The organism is Dapis hubbardiae BLCC-M172, from assembly GCF_050016015.1.
GTDB lineage: Bacteria > Cyanobacteriota > Cyanobacteriia > Cyanobacteriales > Microcoleaceae > Trichodesmium.
Genome location: NZ_JBNHEQ010000031.1, coordinates 3300 through 25161, shown reverse-complemented (window position 1 = coordinate 25161; position 21862 = coordinate 3300). Strand labels below are relative to the sequence as shown.

Here is a 21862-nt window from a genome sequence, read left to right as displayed (position 1 = left end):
TAGCCTTTGCCTCCTGAGTTCTGTACGGGCGTTTTGCTATCGCACAACTCCGTTTCGGCGCTTGAGCCGACATGAAAAACGCGGAGCGACATATAAAGCGGAGCTTTGCGTTAGCACATGGCCAGCAAGCCCCTACGACTCCTGACTCCTACAAAAGTTTTGTGGTTTACTCAACTGAAAAGCGCTGTAATCCTTTGTTGGCGGTACGATACAAACCTCTTTGTCTTGATGCAGTCGCTCATGGGGGAAACCCCCTTTGGCGGCGCTGCATCGCTTTACTCTTTTCGGTGAAAAGGTGACTTGATTTTTCTCACCTTTTTTGTACACTGGAATAAAATCATTATCTATAAAACTTGATGCGGAGGTATAAGATTCTTCTGTAAGAATTACATTTATCTCTACCATCTTGGCTTTATAAGATAACATTTCAATTAATTTATTATAGGGAACAGATACAAAATTTTGATTATTTATTTTCCCTAAATTGAGCTTCTGCTTCCACTCTTCATTGTGCCCAATTATCAGAGTTCCTCTGCATCTGATTAATTAAAGTATCAATAATCAAACGAGATGCAATATGCAAGGTAATCATTGATTTTAAATTCTCTTTTTAACATAAGCTTTTTCAGTAGCCGACTTGATTGATTTTCCCGGAGTTGAGATTGTAGGAAGCTTTTAACTTTGTTATAGTATTGATTTATAGATTTTAACGGTCTGCCATTGATCACTCTTGGGTTTAATTCCGGCACCCTTAAAACTTAATGTAGCTAAATTGTTTAATCCAATATCAATACTGGCATAACTATTTTCCTCTAGCTCGTATTGTTTTTCGCATTTCTCATATTTATCATAAACTACCTCAATTACATAATGGTTAAGTCTAGGGACGAGACGAACTTGTTTAAGAGCGTGAAGTAGGTACTAATGTTTTTAGATAAATCCCAGTTTTACTTAGATTAATAATTCCTTGTTTTAATTGCCTTTTGCTGATAGCTTGTCTTGTATAAACTACAATATTTCTTCATCTTATTTTATTTTTATATCCCGGAAGACGAGGACGAGCATTAAACTTTGATGGGTTTTGTTTATAAGCTTCGTTCGCTACTAAAAAGCAATTCATGTGTTTCTATCTAAAATCATCAATATTTGTTGAGAGACTTTAGCTGGCATTGCTTGATAGTCTGATTGAGTAGAGAGTGTTTTTTGTAGGTGATAATAGTCATTCTGGAGTATTTTCAAATATAAAAGACTGACGAACTAAATAATTAGCATGAGTTATAGAGATTTTTAGATAAGAAACACAGTCGGTCAATTTCAGCATAAAACCGATGTTGGGATTGAATAATATGTCTCTCAACTAATTTCATAAATCAAAGGATTAAAATTACGATTAGGCTCTGAACATTTATTAGTTTTTATGATTATTGAGTCGGGAATTAAGTGCCAATTTCATTGTACCATTAAACATCATGTCCTTCAGTTATTAAATTTTGTCAAATACTTAGTAGCTTTTTTGTACAAATAAACAAAGATATTTGACATTATTTGACTACATAAGACTATATTTATGTAGAAAGTTTATTATACCAGCTTCACCAATTTGATATTCAGTCTCATCAGTGTGGCCTATGCGGTCAACCCAAGAACAGGGCAGGTGGAATTTCACCACCAAGGATATAAGAGTTTTCACAGCTCGAAGCTATTCACTTCATGTCATGACCTGGAAGGCTAAATATACCTGCTTTTCAGTAGTCTTGGTTAGCCAACGAGTCGCACCTTTATTCCTAGATCAATACCAATTTGTTTGGTTACTGGCTTAAGTTTTAAATCTCTGGTATCATTAACTCTCAGACATACAGAGCATCTACCACTTGGATCAAGTTTGATAGTAATTGTACTAGGTTTACAACCTACTGGTAGTTGTCTGATCCATCTCATGGGTAATGGTTCTGCACATTTGGCTAAATAGACTTGGTCATCTTTCCATCTGAATGCTGATGAGCGTAAATTCAGCACTACCACCATTCCGCTTTTTCTTGAAGTTAGGATATTTAGTTCTTCCACTAAAAAAGTTAGTGAAAGTTGTTTGCAAATGTCTTAAACCTTGCTGCAATGGAACACTGTTTATTTCTTTTAGAAAATCTAAATCTTCTTGTTTTTTCCAGTTAGTAAGCATAGTTGAGGTTTGTTTGTAGCTTACTCGCTCTTTGTTCTCATACCACAATTGAGTTCTTGCAGCTAAAGCATTATTGTAAATTAAACGTACACAACCCAAAGTCATTCGCAACAGACTTTCCTGTTCCGGGGTAGGGTAAAACCTAAATTTGTAGGCTTTTTCAACCATTCACTTCACTGCTTACTTATTCAATGTTTACATTTAAACAGATTATCTGTAAAACTGCAACATTGGTTGGTTTTCCCATCTCTCAGCTCCCCTGCGGGAGAGCGCGGGTCTTCAACCAACATCGAGATAAAATATTATTGGCTAATTTTCCAAGTTGACTAAAAAATAAGGTCAATAACTTCTTTTTTTAAGGAGATGAAAAAAATCTACCTCAGTATTTCAAGTCTCTGGTTTTAGTCAGAGGTACTTACAACTGAAATGGCTACCCAATTTAATCTATATAATATTATTCTATTGTTAATTTTCTTTACTTGAAGCTGAGGAAAAAATTAATTTATTTTTTCTCCACTCAAAATAAATATAGGATTAATTGCTGCGAAGGTTTGATGTATTCCTCTCGTCTCCAGACGATTTACTGCCGACTGCACTACCTCTACATTCCTAACTTGTAAATCAGCAAAACTTTCAGAAACAGCATAAAGACTTTCTAGATTAGCAGCAGTAGCAATAATGCGACCTTGTGGTAATAATCTTTTCCAAACCTCTTCCAGTATAACTTTGATATAACGACCTCCACCTATACAGACACGGCTAGGTGCATCAGTTAAACTATCAAGACATTCAGGAGCATTACCTTCAACTACTGTGACATTTTCTACTCCAAAGCGGTCACAATTTCTCCTAATTAAACTTGCTACTTCTTCATCCCTTTCTATGGCAATAACTCGACCTTGAGGACATATCAAGCCGATTTCTACTGATATGGTTCCTGTTCCTGCACCAATGTCCCATACTACTGAATCTGATTGTAATCGTAAATAAGATATTAACAGTAAGCGGACTTCTCGCTTACTCATGGGAATACCAGGTAAACGTTCAAATAAGTCATCTGGGATACCTGGAGTAACATAAGGCCAAAGTTGGGAAGGCATAGAAAATTATTTTTGTATAGCGCTAGGGAATAGGGAATAGGGAATAGGGAATAGTAAACTGTCAAAGGACTTCAGGATTTAGAAATGTCCGCGCTCTTTGCTTCAACTGCTATAGCAATAAATAAGGAAGGATTAACATCCTCTCAACTCTCAAACTAAGCTAGGTAGTGGGATTCCCAAGACTCACTATGTGTTTAAAGACTGATACATAGCACTATAATTTTTTTACTACATCTACATAATATCCCTCAATTTAGTTAAGAAGTATTTGAGTTTTACTTATCAACTAAGTGTGATGTACTATCCCTTAAATTAATCTCAGGTTTGATAAATGGTCAAAACTAAAATCTAGAGACTTTGATAGTTTTAAGACTAGGGTCACTACATCCTGTTATTATGCCACCGAATCTTAGGACTTGTTCAAATATCTGAAGATGTTTTTCTGTAATAATTTCACCAGGTATTAATACTGGAATCCCAGGTGGATAGGGACAAATTAATTCGGCACTGATATGTCCTAAAGATTCTTCGATGGGCAAACAATTTTTATGAGCAAAAAAAGCATCTCTAGGAGAGACTGGTATAGAAAAATAAATCATATCTAGGTCAAGTTTTTTCCTGTGGTGGATAGGCAGGTTAACCCTACTCCGAGACCTTAAACTGGTTAAAGCTGTTACTAATTGATCGATATCTGCCTTTGTATTTCCTATGGAAATAATAAATGTCAGATGTTGGAAACTAGGTAATTCACAGGTGACTCCTAATTCCTGATGTAAAATTTCATCAGCTTCATAGCCACTCAACCCAATATTAGAAACTTTAATAGTTAATCTCGTTTGGTCAAGAGCAATAAATCCTGGGTTGAAATAATTCTCAATTGGGTAATTGGGAATAGAGAATATTGCTCCTGATTTCCAACTCCCTTCTTCACAATCATTCGTTAATAACTCAGATTCTCCTGTTAAGGATGTCAAACTTTTTCCTTCAAACTTCTTCCTTCTTTCTTCCTTGTCAAATATAGAAAAATTTGGTAACTGACTAATTCTATTTCTAGCATCATTAGCTAATTGTATGGTTTGGCTCATTAGTTCTTGACCAAACAAAGACATTTGTTGACGCGCAGCGTCGAGAGATGCCAAAAGTAAATAATTTGGACTGCTAGACTGTAACATCTGTAAAGCTTGGTTGAGTCGATAAGAGTCTATGCGTTGGCTCCCTAAATGCAGCATTGATGCTTGAGTCATTGCCCCTAAGACTTTATGAATCGACTGTACTGTTAAATCTGCTCCACCCACTAATGCTGGTGTGGGTAACTCTGAATGAAAAGCAAAATGTGGACCGTGAGCCTCATCTACTAAAAGAGGAATATTATATTTATGGACTTCTTGGGCGATCGCTGTAATATCTCCACAGACACCATGATAGGTGGGATATACTATCATTACTGCTTTGGCATCGGGATATTTTGCTAAGGTTTGGGCAATAGATTTAGGAGTGACACTTAGGTGAATATCCCAATCTGACTCATAGTCTGGATGGATGAAAATTGGAATTGCTCCAGATAAAATTAGTCCAGAAATTATTGATTGATGGATATTCCGAGGTAAAATTATTTTGTCGCCATTCCCACAAGTAGCCAGAATTCCGGCTATAATTCCTGTAGTGGAACCGTTGACTAGAAATTTAGTTTCTAATGCGCCGAAGGTTTCTGCTGCTAATTCTTGAGATTCCTGAATCACACCATTTGGAGTAAACAAGTTATCTAGTTCTGGTAACTCTGGTAAATCTGCTGGAAAGACTTTTGTTCCTAATAAATCAGTGAGTGGCTGTGCAATTCCTTTTCCTTGTTTGTGTCCTGGTGTGTAGAAAGGAGCATGGGATTTTTGGCTAAGATTTTTGAGGGTCTCAATTATTGGTGCTTTAGTTTGGTCAAACATTCAAACTTTCCTATACCTATTAGACCGTTTCAACTAAAATAGTGCATTAGATTTGTCATTGCGAACGACAGTGAAGCAATCTCCACACACTTTTCTATTGCAACATTTAAGATGAAAAGTCCACTATATATACTTATAGGCTCGACAAGCAGTAATAGGGTTAAAATTGGTATCCACAAATTGCACTCTACTAAAAGTATCAATCCACAAATGAGCGCCACACTCGGCCGGGTCGTGAGGATGATATACTATTCGACAAGGACCTTTAATTTCCAACTGATAACCATAGTCATTACGCTTAGTCTCCTTTACAGAAATTACTGGCTTCAATTCCTTTAGTGGATTTTTGGCATTTTCCTTAATTATGTGCTGATTAACATGAATCATTGTAGGTTTAGTGCGCTTTTCCTTGCACCAATTACCTTTCGGACCTCTAGTACCAGGAAAAATTATTGGCATTTCATAACCTTGACGCCCATAAGCAGGTATTTTCCAAAATCCATTTTCCTTTTCAGCATTTTTAACTCGACCTTGAGATAATAGGATCCGCAAACGTTGAGTTGAAATACCTAATAAATATGCAGCTTCTCTAGTACCGATAATTTTTTTGTTTTTTTCTTCAACCATTGTGCAATAGTTTTTTTAGTATAATTATTCTACTATAGTAATTAATATTTTAACCATTATTTAGGTATAAAGAGGGAAGTCATTTCAGTTATCAGTTATTAGTACCTCCGACTAAAGCATGGAAATTGGGCTTGCTGAATCAAGGTATGAAAATAAAAATTGAGCAATCTGAAATATTTCTTATTCAAGAGTTTAGTAACTACTAAAAAATACGAATCATACCCAAGCATCAGAAACGCCCGAAATTGAAATAGCAAGTCGCGAATATTTTTTGATCCCCTTTAAGATAGGCAGGGCTGTTTGAAAGTATCGTAAGTTAATGATTTAAGGATAACAGGAGATGAGGGGATCGGGGATATAGAGAAATTTACCAAAATTTGCCGATTTTTCAGTTTTAGAATATCGTTAAACTCTGACTAAATATCTGATTCAATTGGCTAAAATAACAATATTTTGTTAATTGACCTTCAAGAATAATTGATAAATTTGACCAAAATACTTACTATTTTATCAAAATTTACCATTTTGTCTATCTCCTTCTTTTTTTTTCGCAAGAATGAAACAGCCCCGATTTAAGATGGGTGGCTTTAGACTTCATTATTTTGGGAAATAACTATTAGGCCACGAGAGGGATAAAATTTTGATTATTAATAATAATTAAGATATAATCATATTCTATGAGTCTAGTGAACAATTATTCACATTTCTTAAAAAATAATAATTTTCATAGCTAACCTCCTGAGTATTAAATGGATTTATTAAGCAATATCCTGAGATATTTAGGAATATCATTTATTCAAATTGTGACTTTTAATTTTTGACTTAAATTTATGCTCAGAGCTGGAATTGTCGGACTACCCAACGTAGGAAAATCTACCTTATTTAATGCTTTAGTTGCTAATGCTAAGGCAGAAGCTGCTAACTTTCCATTCTGCACAATTGAACCCAATGTTGGAGTGGTGGCAGTGCCAGATCAGCGGTTAAATGTGCTGACTAAAATATCTAATTCTATTCAAACTATTCCTACTAGAATTGAGTTTGTTGATATTGCTGGTTTGGTTAAAGGTGCTAGTAAGGGAGAGGGATTGGGTAATCAATTTCTGTCTAATATTCGAGAGGTTGATGCTATTGTTCAAGTAGTTCGTTGTTTTGATAGTGAGGATATTATTCATGTTTCTGGTTCGGTCGATCCGGTACGGGATATTGAGGTAATTAATTTAGAGTTGGCGTTATCTGATTTGGCTCAGGTTGAACGCCGAATTGAACGGACGAAAAAACAAGCTCGTACCAGTAAAGATGCTCAGACAGAATTGGAGCTTTTAACAAAATTAGAGGCTGTTTTAAATGAGGGTAAGTCGGTGAGAATGGCTGGTTTAAATGAGGATGAATCTTTTCTAATTAAGCCTTTAAATTTGTTAACTTCTAAGCCCATAATTTATGCTGCTAATGTTTCAGAAGATGACTTGGCTAGTGGGAATGATTGGGTTGAAAAAGTCCGCAATATTGCTGCTGTGGAAAATGCTCAAGTTGTGATAATTTCAGCTCAGGTAGAATCAGAATTAATTGAGTTACCAGATGAAGAAAGAGCTGATTATTTAGAATCTTTGGGAGTAGAAGAAGGTGGTTTAAAATCTCTGATTAAAGCAACTTATGAATTATTGGGATTGCGTACTTATTTTACTACTGGAGAGAAAGAAACTAAGGCTTGGACTATTAAGGCTGGAATGTTAGCTCCTCAAGCTGCGGGGGTGATTCATACTGATTTTGAACGAGGTTTTATCCGAGCAGAAACAATTGCTTATGAGGATTTAGTAGCTAGTGGTTCAATGACTGCTGCTAAGGAAAAGGGTTTGTTGAGGAGTGAGGGTAAGGATTATCTTGTTAAGGAGGGGGATGTTATGCTCTTCCGATTTAATGTTTAGATTTCTTTTAAAGAAGCGGTCAGCGTTCAGCAGTCAGTAGTCAGCAAAATTATTTTTTTTAAAGTTAGCAAAGAGGATTTTAACCATAGTTCCTAAAAGCTATTAAGGTAGTTCCTCCGCAGAAGGCTAGCTGAACGCTAAAAGCTAATATAGCAGTCCTATTTTATTTGTGTGTAAAAACCTTACTGCTTTTAGGGAACACTTAACTGGAAACAGTTAACAGGTGGGAGTTTGAAGTTTTTTATCTACTTTTTGATGACCCGCGACCTATTTAGGATTGCTATAGCTAGTTAATTAAGGAGAAAAAAAATGAGTATTGTAGAACTTTTGATTCTTTGGTTTGTTACTGCTGTTAGTTTGTTTATTATTTCTAAGTTGCCCACAGGAGTAGAAATTGATGATTTTAAAATCGCGTTAACTTCTTCGGCAGTTTTTGGGTTGTTAAATGCTCTTGTTCGTCCGGTTTTAATTGCTATAGCTTTGCCTATTAAGATTGTTCTTTCGAGTTTTATTTTTACTCTACTTCTAAATATGGCTATCTTTGGTTTAGCTGCTTGGTTTGTCAGTGGATTTCGCTTACGTTGGGGATTTTGGAGTGCCCTAATTGGTGCTGTAGCACTAGGTTTTATTAACTCTTTTCTTTACGAGTTACTTAACCGGGTAGTAGTAAGTTAGACGAAAGTTTATATTTTCAATAGTTTGTATTTTTGTGTGCTTTTAAAACTGATATCTAGTCGATTTTTTCTGGATATTAGTTTTATTTTTTCTGTTATCTATAACTAAAGGTCTGTAGCAGTTAAAAGTGTTGTGATATAAAACTAGCTTTATTAAATATATCCAGAAAATAAACTTGCTCTTGGGTGTATCTCATAATTTGCAAAAATACTTTATTTCCTATTCTCTATTCTCTGTTCCCTGTTCCCTAAAAGGGATGAATTTTTGGCTTTATTTTAAAGTTGAGATTCACCCTTGCTCTTTGTTTAAGATAAACAAGAGAAGTACAACTAACTGAAAAAAATCATTTTTTGTACCTTTGTTGTAAAAATATTTCTCTATGATGCGCAAAAATTATATCATCTTTTTCAGATATGTCTATTAAATAGATTTATGATTTTTTCCTATTCTCAGTAATCTCTTTTCCTTCCTTTCCAGACATTTTTACAACTATAAAATCTCTAAAATATCACTAAAACCAGAACTTTATATCTTACAAATATGACAATTTTATATCAATTATTGTTCATTTGTTGAAAATTCAAAAAATAAAATTTAAAAACTAGATACCCTTGATAATTTCCTAATCTTTTTCTGGAATGCTATAAAATATAATAATCTGTTGAGTATTTAAAGTTTTTGTCTCATACCATTTCCCCATGAAGTTGCGCTTAATAAAAGATAACAGCGATTGCTAAAAATCAGGTTTGGGTAATAATTATTAAGCGCATTGTTACAGAGAAATGGTATCAAATCTCGAAAAGGGAAAATACAAACCTTAACTAGGAACAGAAAATATAAAATTTATAGCGGTTTTCACTCATGTTGAATATAAAACTTATTCCTTATTCCTTATTTCTTATTCCTTTAAACCCAAATCTCTGTACTCTAAAAAACATGAAAACTGCTATAAATTCCTTTTATATAGTTTTACGCAATTCAATAATTATATATCAACTGAGTAGCTCTGAAATCTAAATGTTATGCGGAAAAACTCTGAAACTGAATTTAAAATATACTCAAGAGATTCAAAAGTAATACTTTAGTAATTTTAGGCAATATAGGGTTTCTCAAGCTAATGAAGTACAGTTGTTTTCCTTATTTTATACTCCCCATTCTCCCATTCTCCCATATTCCCTACTCCCTGCTCCCTAAAACAAAGGAATTTTGTACGTCACTCCTTGTGGGAATTGCTATAATTATAAGGAATGTAATGAAACTACTTATGACATTATTGAAGTGAATTAGTATTAGCTAATTCTATAGTATTTTAGTTTTTTTATTTGAGGGTAAACGGTGCAAGCTTTTAGTAAACTTCCCAGCAAATAAATTGTATATGTTTCCTAAAATTTCCAGATTATTTTGTTCTTTGAGAGCACGTTTATCCAGACAAATAGTCTTGTGGATATTTGCCAGTATTATAGTAATTGAGACTTTAATTTTAATTCCATCTTATTATCGGCGAGAAGAGGAACTACTTCACCAATTAGAAGATATTTCTGGAGCAATTTTTAATTCTATTGTACGTTTAACTGAAACCAGTATGACATCTGATGGTATCTTTCAGATGAAGGTAAAAACATTAACGGAAGATTCTGTAATTTTGGGAGTCATAATTTATGATTCTAAAGGAGAATTAGTTGAAACTATCGGTGAAGCTCCAGAAATAGATTTTTTTCATCTTCAGGACAACAATATTCTCCGTGTTAGGAGTCAAGATGGTAAGCGATATGATGTGGCATTATCCGCAGATTATTTGGGAATCAATTACACATTAATTGCTCGTCACGATGCCTCTAAAATTCAACGAGAATTATATGCTTATATTGGCAGAATTACAGTGCTTGTAATAGTTATCTCTGTTTTCGTTACTTTGGTGATAATGGAAGTATTAGGAGTTACATTAATTAATCCTATTTTGAAGTTAAGAGATGACTTAATTGCTGCTGGAGAAGCTTTAAGTAAAAATGGCGATCGGGTGAAATTTTATTCTGTTTCTGTTAAGCATCAGGATAAGTTGGGAGAGGTAATGAGAGCTTTTAATCAAATGTTTGAGCGAGTATCCACAGAAATTTATCAACGGCAGCAAGCAGAAAAAATATTATTAGCTGAACAAGAAAAATCTGAAAGTTTGTTGTTAAATGTTTTGCCAAAAACTATTGCAGAAAAATTAAAGGAAGGGAGGAAAGATATTGCTGAAGGTTTTTCTGAAGTTACTATTTTATTTGCAGACTTAGTAGGGTTTACTGAGCTATCAGAAAAGATTAATCCTGTAGAATTAGTTGATTTGCTAAATCAAATATTTTCTTGCTTTGATGAATTGACTGATAAATACAATTTGGAAAAAATTAAAACTATTGGAGATGCTTATATGGTGGTTGGAGGTTTGCCAGAACCAAGGCTCGATCATGCCGAGGCAATAGCTGAAATTGCTTTGGATATTCGGGCAGCAATTAGTTATTTTAATCAAAAACATAATATGCAACTTAGTATTAGAATTGGCATTAATACTGGTCCTGTTATTGCTGGTGTGATTGGTAGGAAAAAGTTTATTTATGACCTCTGGGGTGATGCTGTTAATACTGCGAGTCGCATGGAATCTCACGGTGAACCTAATAAGATTCAAGTTACAGAATCAACTTACAATTATTTAAAAGGTAAATATATATTTGATGCAAGAGGAACTATTATGATTAAGGGTAAGGGAAAGATGAATACATATTTTTTAGTTGATAGAGATAATCATGGATAAGAGATTTTTGCTCTTATAGAGTAGTTCTGATAATTTAACCATAAAAAAATTACATTTTACTTAGTGATTCTTAAGTAGGATTTGCTGAAAAAGTCTTTTTAAGGAGTAGGGAAGCGTGAGACTAGAGGAGTAGGGTAGTGGGGGAGTAGAGAGTAGTATAGAGGAGATAGTCAGATAGATTTTTCCCTTGATTTTTCTGCTATTATTCTGCGCAAAATACTAAGTTTTTGATATTTGTCAACTGAAAACCTGACATTTTTTTCAATCCAAAAATCCTCAAGCTTTTATCTTTCAAGGCTTTTAAATTTATTCAACCAACCCCAAGTAAATTTTACTAAAACTTTTGCTAAATCTTGCCTAACGGCAGAGTTTGATGTTATCAAATATGTTTAAAATAACAATATTTTCCCTGTTCAGTCTTCCCTGTTTCCTCTTGCCTAAGATGTGCAAAAAAAATATATTTTTTCACTCCTATGTCTATTAGTGAAGCAAAGGAATCTTTAAGATTAACCACAAATATGCTATAGTTAATCAAATAATGATTAAGTTCTCAACTGGATAACTAAAAAATGTTATCTACTATAAAATCACTAAATTCCTAGAGGAGAATTGTATGGAGAATAATATAAATTGTGCAGAAGCTTGTGTAAATGGTTGTACTTTAGGGGATAAGTGTCCTAACAAAGAATATGCAAAAGAAACATCAAAGTTTATTGATAATACTTCCTTAGACAAAATGCTAGAAATGGCTGAAGAAGCAGTAATGAAAAAAAGAATGGCTCCTCCTAAGTGGGTGATTCCTGATTTTCCTGAATAACAAAGATAAATAAAATCAATATTTATTAGGAATTCTGAAACAATAAAACTATATTCTATTTAGCGATCGCTATCTCATTATTAAACTGGTAATTATGTATGAAGCGATCGCTATGTTAACTAGCTAGGGTTTGCTGAAAAAGTCTTTTTTAAGGATTAGGGGAGTAGGGTAGTGGGAGAGTAATTTTTTTCCCAACTCTTCCTGAAAATACGCTCCTTTTTGAACATAAAGAGCTGAAAACCTGGTACTTTTTAGCAACCTAAAAAGGCTCAAACCTTTATCTGTAAATACTTTGATATTTAACCAGCAAGCTCTAGCTAGAAGTTTTTAGTATTTCCTGAGAGAATACTCATAATTAATATCGTTTATGGTTTTTCTACGAAGATTAAAAAAGAAGTTTTGCAAAACCCAAAATAGCTTTTATTTCTAGGGTTTTAAATCCTTTAAACCCTTTGATATACGTTTACTACTGATTGCTAATTGCTTATTTAAGGGTAAATATTTTTGTAAATTTTAGAGTATTATCAATCAAACATTAAAGGTTAATATTGAAGTGAGATTATCTATGTTAGATTACTTTAATTTTCCCGAACAGATAGTTATAGATATTAGTAGCATTCTGCGCTTACTTGCAATAGGTGTAATAACAATAGTTGCAATTCTTGGAATTAGTAAACTACCTGAACTAATAGGAAAAATAGTATCTACAGAAATTTTGGAAGCATATAAGATTATTATATCCCCGAATAAATTATTAATTGGAATAGTCATTGCTTTAGCAATATCTGAGATAACTATTCTAGCTGTTACACCATATTCTGAAGCTTTTATTCTGGAAATAATTCTGAGTTTAATCTTAACTATTGTCACTACTTGGTTAAGTTTTAAATTTGTTAAACAATTTTTTGATATCTATTTAATAGAAGCAGCATTCAGAAGCAATCGGAAAGCAAATAGTGACTTATTTATAGTAGGTAAATTTCTAGCGAACTTTATTATTATTGTTCTAGCTATTATCATTTTTGCTCAAACTCACCAAGTGAATGTATTTGGTTTAATTGCTAGTTTGGGAATAGGAGGTGTAGCCGTTGCTTTTGCTTCCCAAAATACTTTAAGTCAATTACTTGGTGGAATTGTTCTTTATATAGATAGACCTTTTGTAATTGATGACTATATTGGTCTTCCTGATGGTACTTTTGGTAGGGTAGAATCTATTGGTTTACGATCAACTAAAATTCGTTCTTCTGGTAAAGGTACTTTAATTATTATCCCTAATAATTCTCTAACACAGGTAAACATTGAAAACTTTAGTGCAGCAAAGAAAGTTATGTCTATTTTAGACTTAACTTTTTATCGTGATGTGGATATTGAAGAACAAGCATTAATCCGCCAAGTTATCTTAGCAAGTACCGCTGATATATTTGGCATCGATCCTCGTAATACTAATATTACCTTTAAAAATTTACCTAGTTCCAAATCAGAAAATATTACTCAAGCGCAAATTACATTTTTTATCTTAGGTTCTGGTAAAGTATCTATGGATTTTCGTCGTCAAATGTTAGATAATGCTAGTCAAAGAATTACTTTGAAACTTAAGGAATATGGTATTGCTTTTGATATAGAGAAACCTAGTATCTATGTCGATTCACCAATTACGGTCTAATACAAAAGTAAGCATTCAGCTATTAGCTATCAGCCATAATAACCCACTCTTAAAGTTGTCTATTATAACAAACTTATAAAACCATTTTTTGACAATAAAGATGGGGAGGGGTGGAGGTGGATAGCTTGGGAACTCGAAATTACTCATCACAAAAAAACCTATTTTTAAATATATTTACTGTTAACTAAAGATGTTGATCAAGTATAGTCTTAAGGTAAGAATTTCCTGTGGAATACTAATGAATATAAAGCCGACTTTTCGACTTTTGTAGTAAAATTGAATTCTGGCTTAATAATATCCCTTAATAAAAGGGTTTAAATAGGGTTTGCCGAATAAATACTTTTTGTTGAGGTAGGGAGTAGGAAGTAGGGAGTAGGGAGTAGTTAAGAATCAGGAAAAATAGGAGTTATAGAGAAGGTAGTCAGAAAGTATAGCAAGAGTGATTTTTCTGCCTCGCGTCACCCCAATATCGTAAGTTTTTGAGGCTGAAGGGCTGAAAACCAAGGTATTTCAGACTCAAAAAGGCTAATACCTTTATCTGTCAATGCTTTGATATTTAATCAGCAAACCCTAAATAAAGCTTTTATGCTCCACTAAAAGCAATAGCTGATTGGTGATAGCTGACGGCTGAATGCTTACGTCTTAAGGGTCTTGTTTAAACCTAAAACCTAAAACAATAGCTGATAGTTGATGACTGAATGCTGACATACAAAATTTCACTTATGGAAAGTTATGTCTCTTGAAAAAATATATTCGGTGGTACGTTTTAAGTGTTAGAAAGTTTAGGAAAAAGGTAAGCATTTCCTGCGGAATGCTGCGCAAACAGCTTTTTATAGACCTTGCTTTTTAGGGCAAGGTTTATAAATTAAGTAAGTATTTATTTAACTTCTACCACATTTTCATACTCATTCTTGGAAATCTCCCAATTGCTTTTCCCTGCTTTAAAAGTAATATAGCTGACTGCTGAATGCTTACGGAAAAAGAGTCAAGTATAAATTAGTTTTCACGAAGCATAATTAATGGATAATAAATAGTATAAGCTAATGCCACAAATTCCAGATTAATGTCTTTAATTTACAGAATAAATATTTTTGCCAAAAAATGAGCGGAGGCGCATACCCTTTTAAGTGGATGAAAAAAATCCAACTCAGTATTTCAAGCCTCCAGCTCAATTCGGAGGTACTGATAACTGATAACTGATAACTGATAACTGAAATGAACTGTTTTCTATTCTCTAGTTCTTAAAAGCATAAATATATTTACTTCATCAACTAGGAAACTTCTGTATGTTTTTCTCAGATATAATTAACCAAGTAAATCAGATATTTATTTCTTTGGATGCTACTAGCATTCCTAATTATTTGATTTTCCTTGTCTTTGCTTTGGGAGCAATATTCATAGGAAAATACACATCAGCAATGCTGAGTATAGTTATTAAAAATTTTATCCCAGGTGCAAGGCAAGAAATTACCAATAATTTTCTTCATCCACTAAAAAAACCTTTTCAACTTGCAGGAACTTGTCTATTAATTTCTCTATCCTCAGCTTGGTTAATAGATTATCAACAATTCTACAAATTATTTCATCCACTAATAGTTTTTTCTGTAGTTGCTAGTCTGGGATGGTTAGCCTCTAGGATATTTCGTCAACTTATTAGAATATATGGGGTTAAAATTATTTCTAAATCAGGTTTAGAAAATGAGTTACTGTTAGTATTTGAGACTGTAGCAAATATACTAATTGGATTTGTGGGATTAGTCAGCTATGCTCAAAGTCAAAAGTTTCCATTAACAGGTTTGTTAGCTAGTGTATCTATTGGTGGAATAGCTATTAGTTTTTCAGCTTCCAAAACCTTAGAGCAATTGTTTGGTACGATAGTTTTATTTTTAGACCGTCCTTTTATTCCGGGAGATTATATTCGTTGCTCATTGGGAGGTGGCGATATTTACGGCAGAGTAGAATCTATTGGTTTACGTTCTACTAAAGTTAGGGTAGCAGCTACAGGTACTCTATATATTATTCCCAATAATAAATTAGCTGATACGGCAATAGAGAATATTACCCGTGGTAAAAAAGTGATGGTTTTATTATATTTAGACTTTACTAAGAAACTTACAGAACAGGAAGAAGCTGTTGTTCAACAAGTCGCTAGAAATAGTAAAGATTCCTTATTGGGAATGGAACCAGGTAGTATGAAAATAACTATATTTGACCATGAAGCTATGAATAAAAGTCGTGCCAGGATGACATTTTTTATTCTTGGTTCTAGTGAAAATTCTATTCAACTAAGGAAGCAACTATTGGAAGTTGCAAATCAGAATTTTTCTAAGCAACTGAAAAAATTTGGCATAGAGTTTAAGATGCAAGAACCAAATATTTATGTTGATACCCCAATCACTATTTAAGGTTTGCTGAAAAATTCTTTCTTCTGCCAAATCATTAATATTTCTGAATTATGTCTAGGTACTTGATTTTTGCTAATTAACTCCCAGAAAATTTACAGATAAAGGCTTACCTTTTAAGGAGCGAAAAAAGTTATAACTTTTCTGTCTATATAGAAGTCGAAGCAAAGAGCGCGGACATTTCTAAATCCTGTTAGCGGAGGTTTTCCCTATACGAAAAATCCTTTGACAGTTTACTATTTCCTATTCCCTATTCGCGTAGTGCTATAAAACTCAAAAAGTTAGCATTTTGAAAAGATTAGGACATTTCTAAATCCTGTTAGCGGAACTTTTCCCTATACTAAAAATCTTTTGACAGTTTACTATTCCCTATTACCTATTCTCTATTCGCGTAGTGCTATAAAACTCAAAAAGTTACCATTTTGAGCAGAGAGCAGATAAGGATAGAAAAATCAAGATAAAATTTTTAATCTCACCTCCTCTATAATTCTAATTTTTCCCAACTTCTGACTTCTGAGTTCTACCTTACTGATTAACCTCTCCCACTAATAATATTTCTGCTGAAAAGCCCAAATATTGTTAAAGATAAAAACGAAAAATCCAGCTTTTCAGGAAAATTTTACTTAAGTAAATAGGCATTTTTACAATAGTGGGATAGGTTGATAATACTTTATTCAGAAAATCCTACTTATACAAACCCAAAGATGTTGCCAATAAACCACCCATAGAACAGAAAAAATATTAATCCTTCCCAACGAGTCACCTGTTTATCTTGAGTGACAAAAAAGAATAAAATAGTTCCTGCCAATAAAACTAATAAACCACTCGAAATAACATCTTCAGTAATTACTAAATTACCTGCAAATCTTGGTATTCCCATCACCATTAATGAGTTAAAAATATTAGAACCTAAAACATTTCCCACTGCAATTTCTGGGTTTCCTTTTCTGGCAGCAGAAATAGTAACTATTAATTCTGGTAATGATGTACCAAGGGCAACTGCACTTAAAGCAATTAGCTCTTTCCCTATATTTAGTATCTCAGAAATTTTAGTAACAGATTCAATGGTGTAATTAGCACCCAAAAAGACAAATAATGAACTGACAACCACAATTACTATTTGCCTTAGTGGTAAACTTTTCTTAGACTTATTTTTGCCTCCTGACTGTTGCTCTTCCTTACCACTACTTATTGTGTATAGAACATAGACAACATATCCCAAAATACATATAATAGCTTCATTAACAGAAAAGTTACTGTCTAAAACAGTTAAACCTAGTAAAAAGGCTGAACCAACAAATAGTGGTAAATCTACATTGATTAGTTCATATTGTATTCTTAAAGGACTACTAATTAATGATGCAGTACCAATAATCAAGAAAATATTTGCAATATTAGAACCTATAACATTACCAAAAACAATTTCAGAGGAGTTTTGATATACTGCTAACATAGAGGATATTAACTCCGGGAGAGAAGTTCCTACTGATACTATTGTTACCCCAACTAAAAAAGGAGAAATTCCTAAAGATATACCTATTTTTTCTGCTGCATCTGTAAAGAAGTCAGAAGCTTTGATCAGAACGAACAAGCTAACTATAAATATTATTAACCAGATAATTAAGTTTTGCATTAGTTTATTGTTTACATTTACATATAGTAAGCGAAGTCAAGCTTAGAAGATAATCAAAAAGTAGTAAATTAGATAAAAAAAAAGCAATAAATTATAGTTATAGCTATAATTGTTACCGAATAATTAATAATTATTCAGCTTTATTAAGCTCCACTTTCAAGGGAAAAAAATAATATTTCCTTATATTCAATCAAGAACAGTTTTAACCAGAAGTAATTATCGATTAGCCATTATCAATTATCCATTAATGAACTAATTTTCTCATATATAGCAAGCCTAAATTATTTGCAAAATAATTCTAAAACAGATAAGAAGTTTAGCATTATTCTGGCTGTTACCTATTTCCTTTTTTCCTGATATTTTCTATACAAGTAAAATAGGAATACTATATACTTTCTTTCTTTGACAAAAAAATAAGGTCTCAAGCCTCCCATTAGATAGGGGAAAAAATAAACTTCAGTACTTCAAGCCTCTGGCAACAGCTACGAGGTGCTGATAACTGATAACTGATAACTGAAATGACTACCATATACTTCGAGCAAATCTAAATTTTAGTTTTAGTTGGTAGATTTAATATAGAAATTAACATATCTTCCATGATCAAACGCCTTAACAGTTTGATATCTGACTGCCTCTAAAAATTTCCGAAAGTCCTTAATATGATTTTTGGCAACTTCAACTAGCATATCAGGTTGATAAGTAGATATTAAATTTTTTGCTCCTACCAAAGCATCTATTTCTGTACCTTGTACATCAACTTTAATAAAGTCTACTTTTTCTTGAATTAATTCATCTAAAGTCACAACTACTACCTCTGTACCATTGATGATATTATCAGCAATTTCTGTTAAACAAAAATCTTTAGCAGGATGTTCTTTTATAAAAGATATACCACGATTTTTGCCAATAGCATAACCTAATTTAGATAAGTCAATATTACTGACTTGATTAATTGAGATATGTCTCTTCAAGGCTGCAATAATTTCTGGATGAAATTCTATGGGAATTACTTTTGCTGCCTGCATAATTTTAGCAAAGTAGACTAAATGATTCCCTGTATTCGCTCCAATATCAACAATAACTGGATTTGAGACTTTTAGATTCTGCCGGATAAACTCTAACTCAGCTACTTCATAAAAATTACCACCAATATTAGCAATTTCTACTGCTAGATTTTTTCCTGTTATTTCAAATTTTATGGGGATGTTTTGATAATTGAATGAAACTAGATTTTCTCCCTTAAGTAATTTATCAACTAAAGTAAACCAAACTTTTGCAGCTTGATAATTAGGATTAATTTCTAATGCTTTACTGAATTCTAATTTAGCTTCCAAAAGTTTATCTTGTCTAATCAGCAAATTACCGATCGCTTGATGAGCTTGAAAACTCTTGGGTGATATTTCTAGGGCACGACGAAAATAATTTAGTGCTTCGTCAAATTTACCTTGTTGAACTAAACTATTACCAATATTGCCATAAAATTCTAAAGCAGAATCTGGCTTAAGTTCTACTAATTTTTGCCAGTAGATAATAGCTTCATCTAATTGGTTTAACTCTTGTGTAATTCTTGCTAAAAGATACAAGAGAGATATATTATTTGGCTCTAAGGAAAAGGCATATTTATAGAACTGAGTTGCTTCATCTAGTTTTCCTTTTCCCTGCTCTATTAAACCAAGGTTAATTAAGGAAGCTACATGATTACTATCAGATTTTAGTATGTTTATATATATCGACTCTGCTTGTTGTAACTTTCCCTCTTTTTGGAATTTGAGAGCTGTTTGGAATTCTTGATTTATGTTTGTCATTGTTAGTTGTTTTGATAATTTATTGTTTGAAAAACTGTTTGTCAGATAAGTATTAAGAGAGTGTCGAATGACTAAATATCAAAGGCGGAATACCTCAAGGGATTGAAATGTGAGAGCTGTACAGGGTATGGTATAATAATAAAGTTATAGTGATAAATAGTATAGTTGTATCTTCATTCCCTACTCCTTGCTCCCTATTCTCTTTTTTAGATTTTATTGACAAACAATCTCTTATATTTAAACAATTTTAACTTTCGCCAAAGCTAAACATTATTATATATAAAAATTCTCATAGTTGTGAGATAAAAAGTTATAGGTTTTAGGGAATAGGTAACAGAAAAAAATCAAAATAACTGTACCTTATAAATGTTAATAAACCCTAGAGATTATCTAATTCAACAACTGGCTATATTATAGTAATTGTTGTTTTTATAGATGTTTTAAATCAGTCAATTTTGCCAAGATAAATAGCAGTCTTACAATTTAGCTTTCTAGCATAATATGGTAGTCCTAAATATGTCAGAATGTTTGTTAGTACATCTTTTTTATCCTCATCAGGTAAGCTGTGAAAATCATTACTTCTTTAACACTACCCATAATATATTCCCATGTTAGTCAGTTTGTATACCTCTTTATACAGGAATATTAATGTATAAATTAAGTTTTCATTTTTACCTACTAAAACTTACTAACTACCATACATTTTTATATCTTTAAATTGCCGTTAATCATAGTATATTACAGGATGACTAAAATCCTATAACCTCCCTGATTTTTATCCCCCAATTAAAATACCGGGACTTTCAACTTCTTCTTTCCACTCAAAGTATAGTCAAATTAAGTCAGACTGAATTCAATTTCAGATTCAAACTTGTTGTGAAACTTTCACGGATCGGGTTTAATCTTGTTTCGTTTTTTTTATTCTAGAAACTATGTGATTCTCATCCATATAGCCATAACCATAGAATAAGTTTTGATTAACTCAGATAATTAGCTGCATTATAGAGATTTTTGGAATGCTTTGCTCAAGTATCTATCTGATTCCCGAATTGATGTCCTCTCTTGAGAAGAGATAGTCCTAGAGTTTAATTTTGATCCTTTAACAAGAAATATTATATTTGACTATCCTCTTGTTAGAACTTTACAATAAAATTATTAATCCAATCTGCTAATAATTAATAAATCTTTTCCAATTCACGAAAATCATGTTCTACTTCTGCCGAGAGAGCGCGATTTTGGGGGTCTGTTTTCAGAGCCTTCTTCAGATAATTTCTGGCCTTATCTAATTTTCTCTCACTAATGAGGTGACGTGCCCAACGTTGATAGGCGATCGCTTGCCACTGTCGGATTTCCCAATCTTGTGGCATTCTCTGAGCTAAACCTTCAACTAGAGCAACAGCGCGAGGGTATCTCTTATATTTTAATAACTGCTTTAAGTGTAAGTAATAATTTTGTTTAAGTTGCTTTTCTACTTCTGAGGTGTGGGATTGATTTTGATCTTTTTCTTGCTTATAAGTTACCCTAACTTTTGTTTGCCTTGGAGGTGAAGTTTTTGGAGGTGAAGTTTCTGATTTTGACTTTTTATTCGTTGTTGATGTTGGAGTAGAATTGTATAGTTGTTCTGTTTGAAGAGGAGCAACTCTCAGCAAAATTTTGTAAGCTTCTGTCACTGCAATAAACTTATCTTTAGCTTGCCTATCTTTTGGGTTAACATCTGGGTGATAAATTCTTGCTAATCGCCGATAAGAAGTTTTTACTTCTCCTAAAGTAGCTCCTAAGTTTAGCCCTAATTGTCGATAATAATCTGCAATATTCATATATTTTGAGGATATTGGCAAGAGGAAATAAGGTTTAGTTAAAATTTTGGGAGTAATTTATCTGTCTTTTTCCTTTTTCTAAATATTTTAGGTTTAATTCGCTTTCCTATACTTGTTCAGCATTCAGTAGTACAAACAATTGGGAACTAGACAGAAGGTTTACTTAGAATTTTAGGAATGATTTATTTGCCTTTTTCTTGTTTCTCTCCGACTCAGACTATCTATAATTTTCCCAGAAAAAAACTATAATGTTATAGTTTTTGTTGACTAGAGCCTATAGTCTGTTTAGTGAAGTATTATGGGAGGCAAATAAATAATTATTGCCTTTTTCCTTTTTCTCTCCGACTCAGACTGTCTATAAGTTTCCCAGAAAAATATATAACGTTATAGTTTTTGTTGACTAGAGCCTATAGTCTGTTTAGTGAAGTATTTTCCTTTTTCCCTCCGACTCAGACTGTCTATAAGTTTCCCAGAAAAATATATAACGTTATAGTTTT

15 protein-coding genes are annotated in these 21862 nt (G+C 32.9%); 6 read left to right on the top strand and 9 right to left on the bottom strand.

Features of this window, described 5'->3' with window-relative positions; translation table 11 throughout:
- Positions 1-132 precede the first annotated feature (132 nt).
- From ACP6PK_RS03685 to ACP6PK_RS03660, 6 genes are all read right to left on the bottom strand, one after another.
- Positions 133-522: an IS200/IS605 family accessory protein TnpB-related protein gene (locus ACP6PK_RS03685; RefSeq protein ID WP_426557847.1), complete on the bottom strand. Its 390-nt coding sequence runs from the start codon at positions 520-522 to the stop codon at positions 133-135.
- 1236 nt (positions 523-1758) lie between these two features.
- On the bottom strand, positions 1759-1938 hold the full coding sequence (locus ACP6PK_RS03680; RefSeq protein ID WP_094673722.1) for a hypothetical protein: 180 nt from the start codon (positions 1936-1938) through the stop codon (positions 1759-1761).
- Positions 1939-1975: 37 nt separating this feature from the next.
- Positions 1976-2344: an RNA-guided endonuclease InsQ/TnpB family protein gene (locus tag ACP6PK_RS03675; RefSeq protein WP_094673723.1), complete on the bottom strand. Its 369-nt coding sequence runs from the start codon at positions 2342-2344 to the stop codon at positions 1976-1978.
- A gap of 329 nt (positions 2345-2673) precedes the next feature.
- Positions 2674-3276, bottom strand: a complete 603-nt coding sequence (cbiT, locus tag ACP6PK_RS03670; RefSeq protein WP_094672120.1) for a precorrin-6Y C5,15-methyltransferase subunit CbiT — start codon at positions 3274-3276, stop codon at positions 2674-2676.
- Positions 3277-3617: 341 nt separating this feature from the next.
- Positions 3618-5213 carry an aminotransferase class I/II-fold pyridoxal phosphate-dependent enzyme gene (locus ACP6PK_RS03665; RefSeq protein WP_426557844.1) on the bottom strand — a complete coding sequence of 532 codons (1596 nt, stop codon included), beginning with the start codon at positions 5211-5213 and terminating at the stop codon, positions 3618-3620.
- A gap of 123 nt (positions 5214-5336) precedes the next feature.
- Positions 5337-5840, bottom strand: a complete 504-nt coding sequence (locus tag ACP6PK_RS03660) for a hypothetical protein (protein WP_246844038.1) — start codon at positions 5838-5840, stop codon at positions 5337-5339.
- Positions 5841-6670: 830 nt separating this feature from the next.
- Here ACP6PK_RS03660 and ychF point away from each other — a divergent pair.
- The 6 genes from ychF to ACP6PK_RS03630 all read left to right on the top strand — a co-directional run bounded on the left by ychF (position 6671) and on the right by ACP6PK_RS03630 (position 16113).
- Positions 6671-7762 carry a redox-regulated ATPase YchF gene (gene ychF / locus ACP6PK_RS03655; protein ID WP_426557841.1) on the top strand — a complete coding sequence of 364 codons (1092 nt, stop codon included), beginning with the start codon at positions 6671-6673 and terminating at the stop codon, positions 7760-7762.
- Positions 7763-8071: 309 nt separating this feature from the next.
- Entirely contained in the window at positions 8072-8437 is a 366-nt protein-coding gene (locus ACP6PK_RS03650; RefSeq protein WP_094671157.1) for a phage holin family protein, read from the top strand.
- 1375 nt (positions 8438-9812) lie between these two features.
- A complete protein-coding gene (locus ACP6PK_RS03645) occupies positions 9813-11228 on the top strand; it encodes an adenylate/guanylate cyclase domain-containing protein (protein WP_426557839.1) in 1416 nt (471 codons plus the stop codon).
- 613 nt (positions 11229-11841) lie between these two features.
- Entirely contained in the window at positions 11842-12045 is a 204-nt protein-coding gene (locus tag ACP6PK_RS03640; protein ID WP_426557837.1) for a hypothetical protein, read from the top strand.
- A gap of 565 nt (positions 12046-12610) precedes the next feature.
- The gene (locus tag ACP6PK_RS03635; RefSeq protein ID WP_426557835.1) at positions 12611-13708 is read left to right on the top strand and encodes a mechanosensitive ion channel family protein; all 1098 of its coding nucleotides are present in this window, start codon (positions 12611-12613) and stop codon (positions 13706-13708) included.
- 1286 nt (positions 13709-14994) lie between these two features.
- Complete coding sequence (locus ACP6PK_RS03630) at positions 14995-16113, top strand: mechanosensitive ion channel family protein (RefSeq protein WP_426557833.1); 1119 nt, start codon at positions 14995-14997, stop codon at positions 16111-16113.
- A gap of 685 nt (positions 16114-16798) precedes the next feature.
- Here the strand turns inward: ACP6PK_RS03630 and ACP6PK_RS03625 are convergent.
- From ACP6PK_RS03625 to ACP6PK_RS03615, 3 genes are all read right to left on the bottom strand, one after another.
- Positions 16799-17743: a calcium/sodium antiporter gene (locus tag ACP6PK_RS03625; protein WP_426557831.1), complete on the bottom strand. Its 945-nt coding sequence runs from the start codon at positions 17741-17743 to the stop codon at positions 16799-16801.
- Between the two features lie 557 nt (positions 17744-18300).
- Complete coding sequence (locus ACP6PK_RS03620; RefSeq protein ID WP_426557829.1) at positions 18301-19548, bottom strand: FkbM family methyltransferase; 1248 nt, start codon at positions 19546-19548, stop codon at positions 18301-18303.
- Positions 19549-20723: 1175 nt separating this feature from the next.
- A complete protein-coding gene (locus ACP6PK_RS03615) occupies positions 20724-21365 on the bottom strand; it encodes a J domain-containing protein (RefSeq protein WP_426557827.1) in 642 nt (213 codons plus the stop codon).
- Between the last annotated feature and the right edge of the window lie 497 nt (positions 21366-21862).

Excerpts from the sequence above, each read along its gene's own strand:
- ACP6PK_RS03660 (WP_246844038.1), bottom strand. The coding sequence starts at position 5,840 with ATGGTTGAAGAAAAAAACAAAAAAATTATCGGTACTAGAGAAGCTGCA.
- ACP6PK_RS03675 (WP_094673723.1), bottom strand. The coding sequence starts at position 2,344 with ATGGTTGAAAAAGCCTACAAATTTAGGTTTTACCCTACCCCGGAACAG.
- ychF (WP_426557841.1), top strand. The coding sequence starts at position 6,671 with ATGCTCAGAGCTGGAATTGTCGGACTACCCAACGTAGGAAAATCTACC.
- ACP6PK_RS03615 (WP_426557827.1), bottom strand. The coding sequence starts at position 21,365 with ATGAATATTGCAGATTATTATCGACAATTAGGGCTAAACTTAGGAGCT.
- ACP6PK_RS03650 (WP_094671157.1), top strand. The coding sequence starts at position 8,072 with ATGAGTATTGTAGAACTTTTGATTCTTTGGTTTGTTACTGCTGTTAGT.
- ACP6PK_RS03640 (WP_426557837.1), top strand. The coding sequence starts at position 11,842 with ATGGAGAATAATATAAATTGTGCAGAAGCTTGTGTAAATGGTTGTACT.
- cbiT (WP_094672120.1), bottom strand. The coding sequence starts at position 3,276 with ATGCCTTCCCAACTTTGGCCTTATGTTACTCCAGGTATCCCAGATGAC.
- ACP6PK_RS03620 (WP_426557829.1), bottom strand. The coding sequence starts at position 19,548 with ATGACAAACATAAATCAAGAATTCCAAACAGCTCTCAAATTCCAAAAA.
- ACP6PK_RS03645 (WP_426557839.1), top strand. The coding sequence starts at position 9,813 with ATGTTTCCTAAAATTTCCAGATTATTTTGTTCTTTGAGAGCACGTTTA.
- ACP6PK_RS03635 (WP_426557835.1), top strand. The coding sequence starts at position 12,611 with ATGTTAGATTACTTTAATTTTCCCGAACAGATAGTTATAGATATTAGT.
- ACP6PK_RS03665 (WP_426557844.1), bottom strand. The coding sequence starts at position 5,213 with ATGTTTGACCAAACTAAAGCACCAATAATTGAGACCCTCAAAAATCTT.
- ACP6PK_RS03680 (WP_094673722.1), bottom strand. The coding sequence starts at position 1,938 with ATGAGATGGATCAGACAACTACCAGTAGGTTGTAAACCTAGTACAATT.
- ACP6PK_RS03630 (WP_426557833.1), top strand. The coding sequence starts at position 14,995 with ATGTTTTTCTCAGATATAATTAACCAAGTAAATCAGATATTTATTTCT.
- ACP6PK_RS03625 (WP_426557831.1), bottom strand. The coding sequence starts at position 17,743 with ATGCAAAACTTAATTATCTGGTTAATAATATTTATAGTTAGCTTGTTC.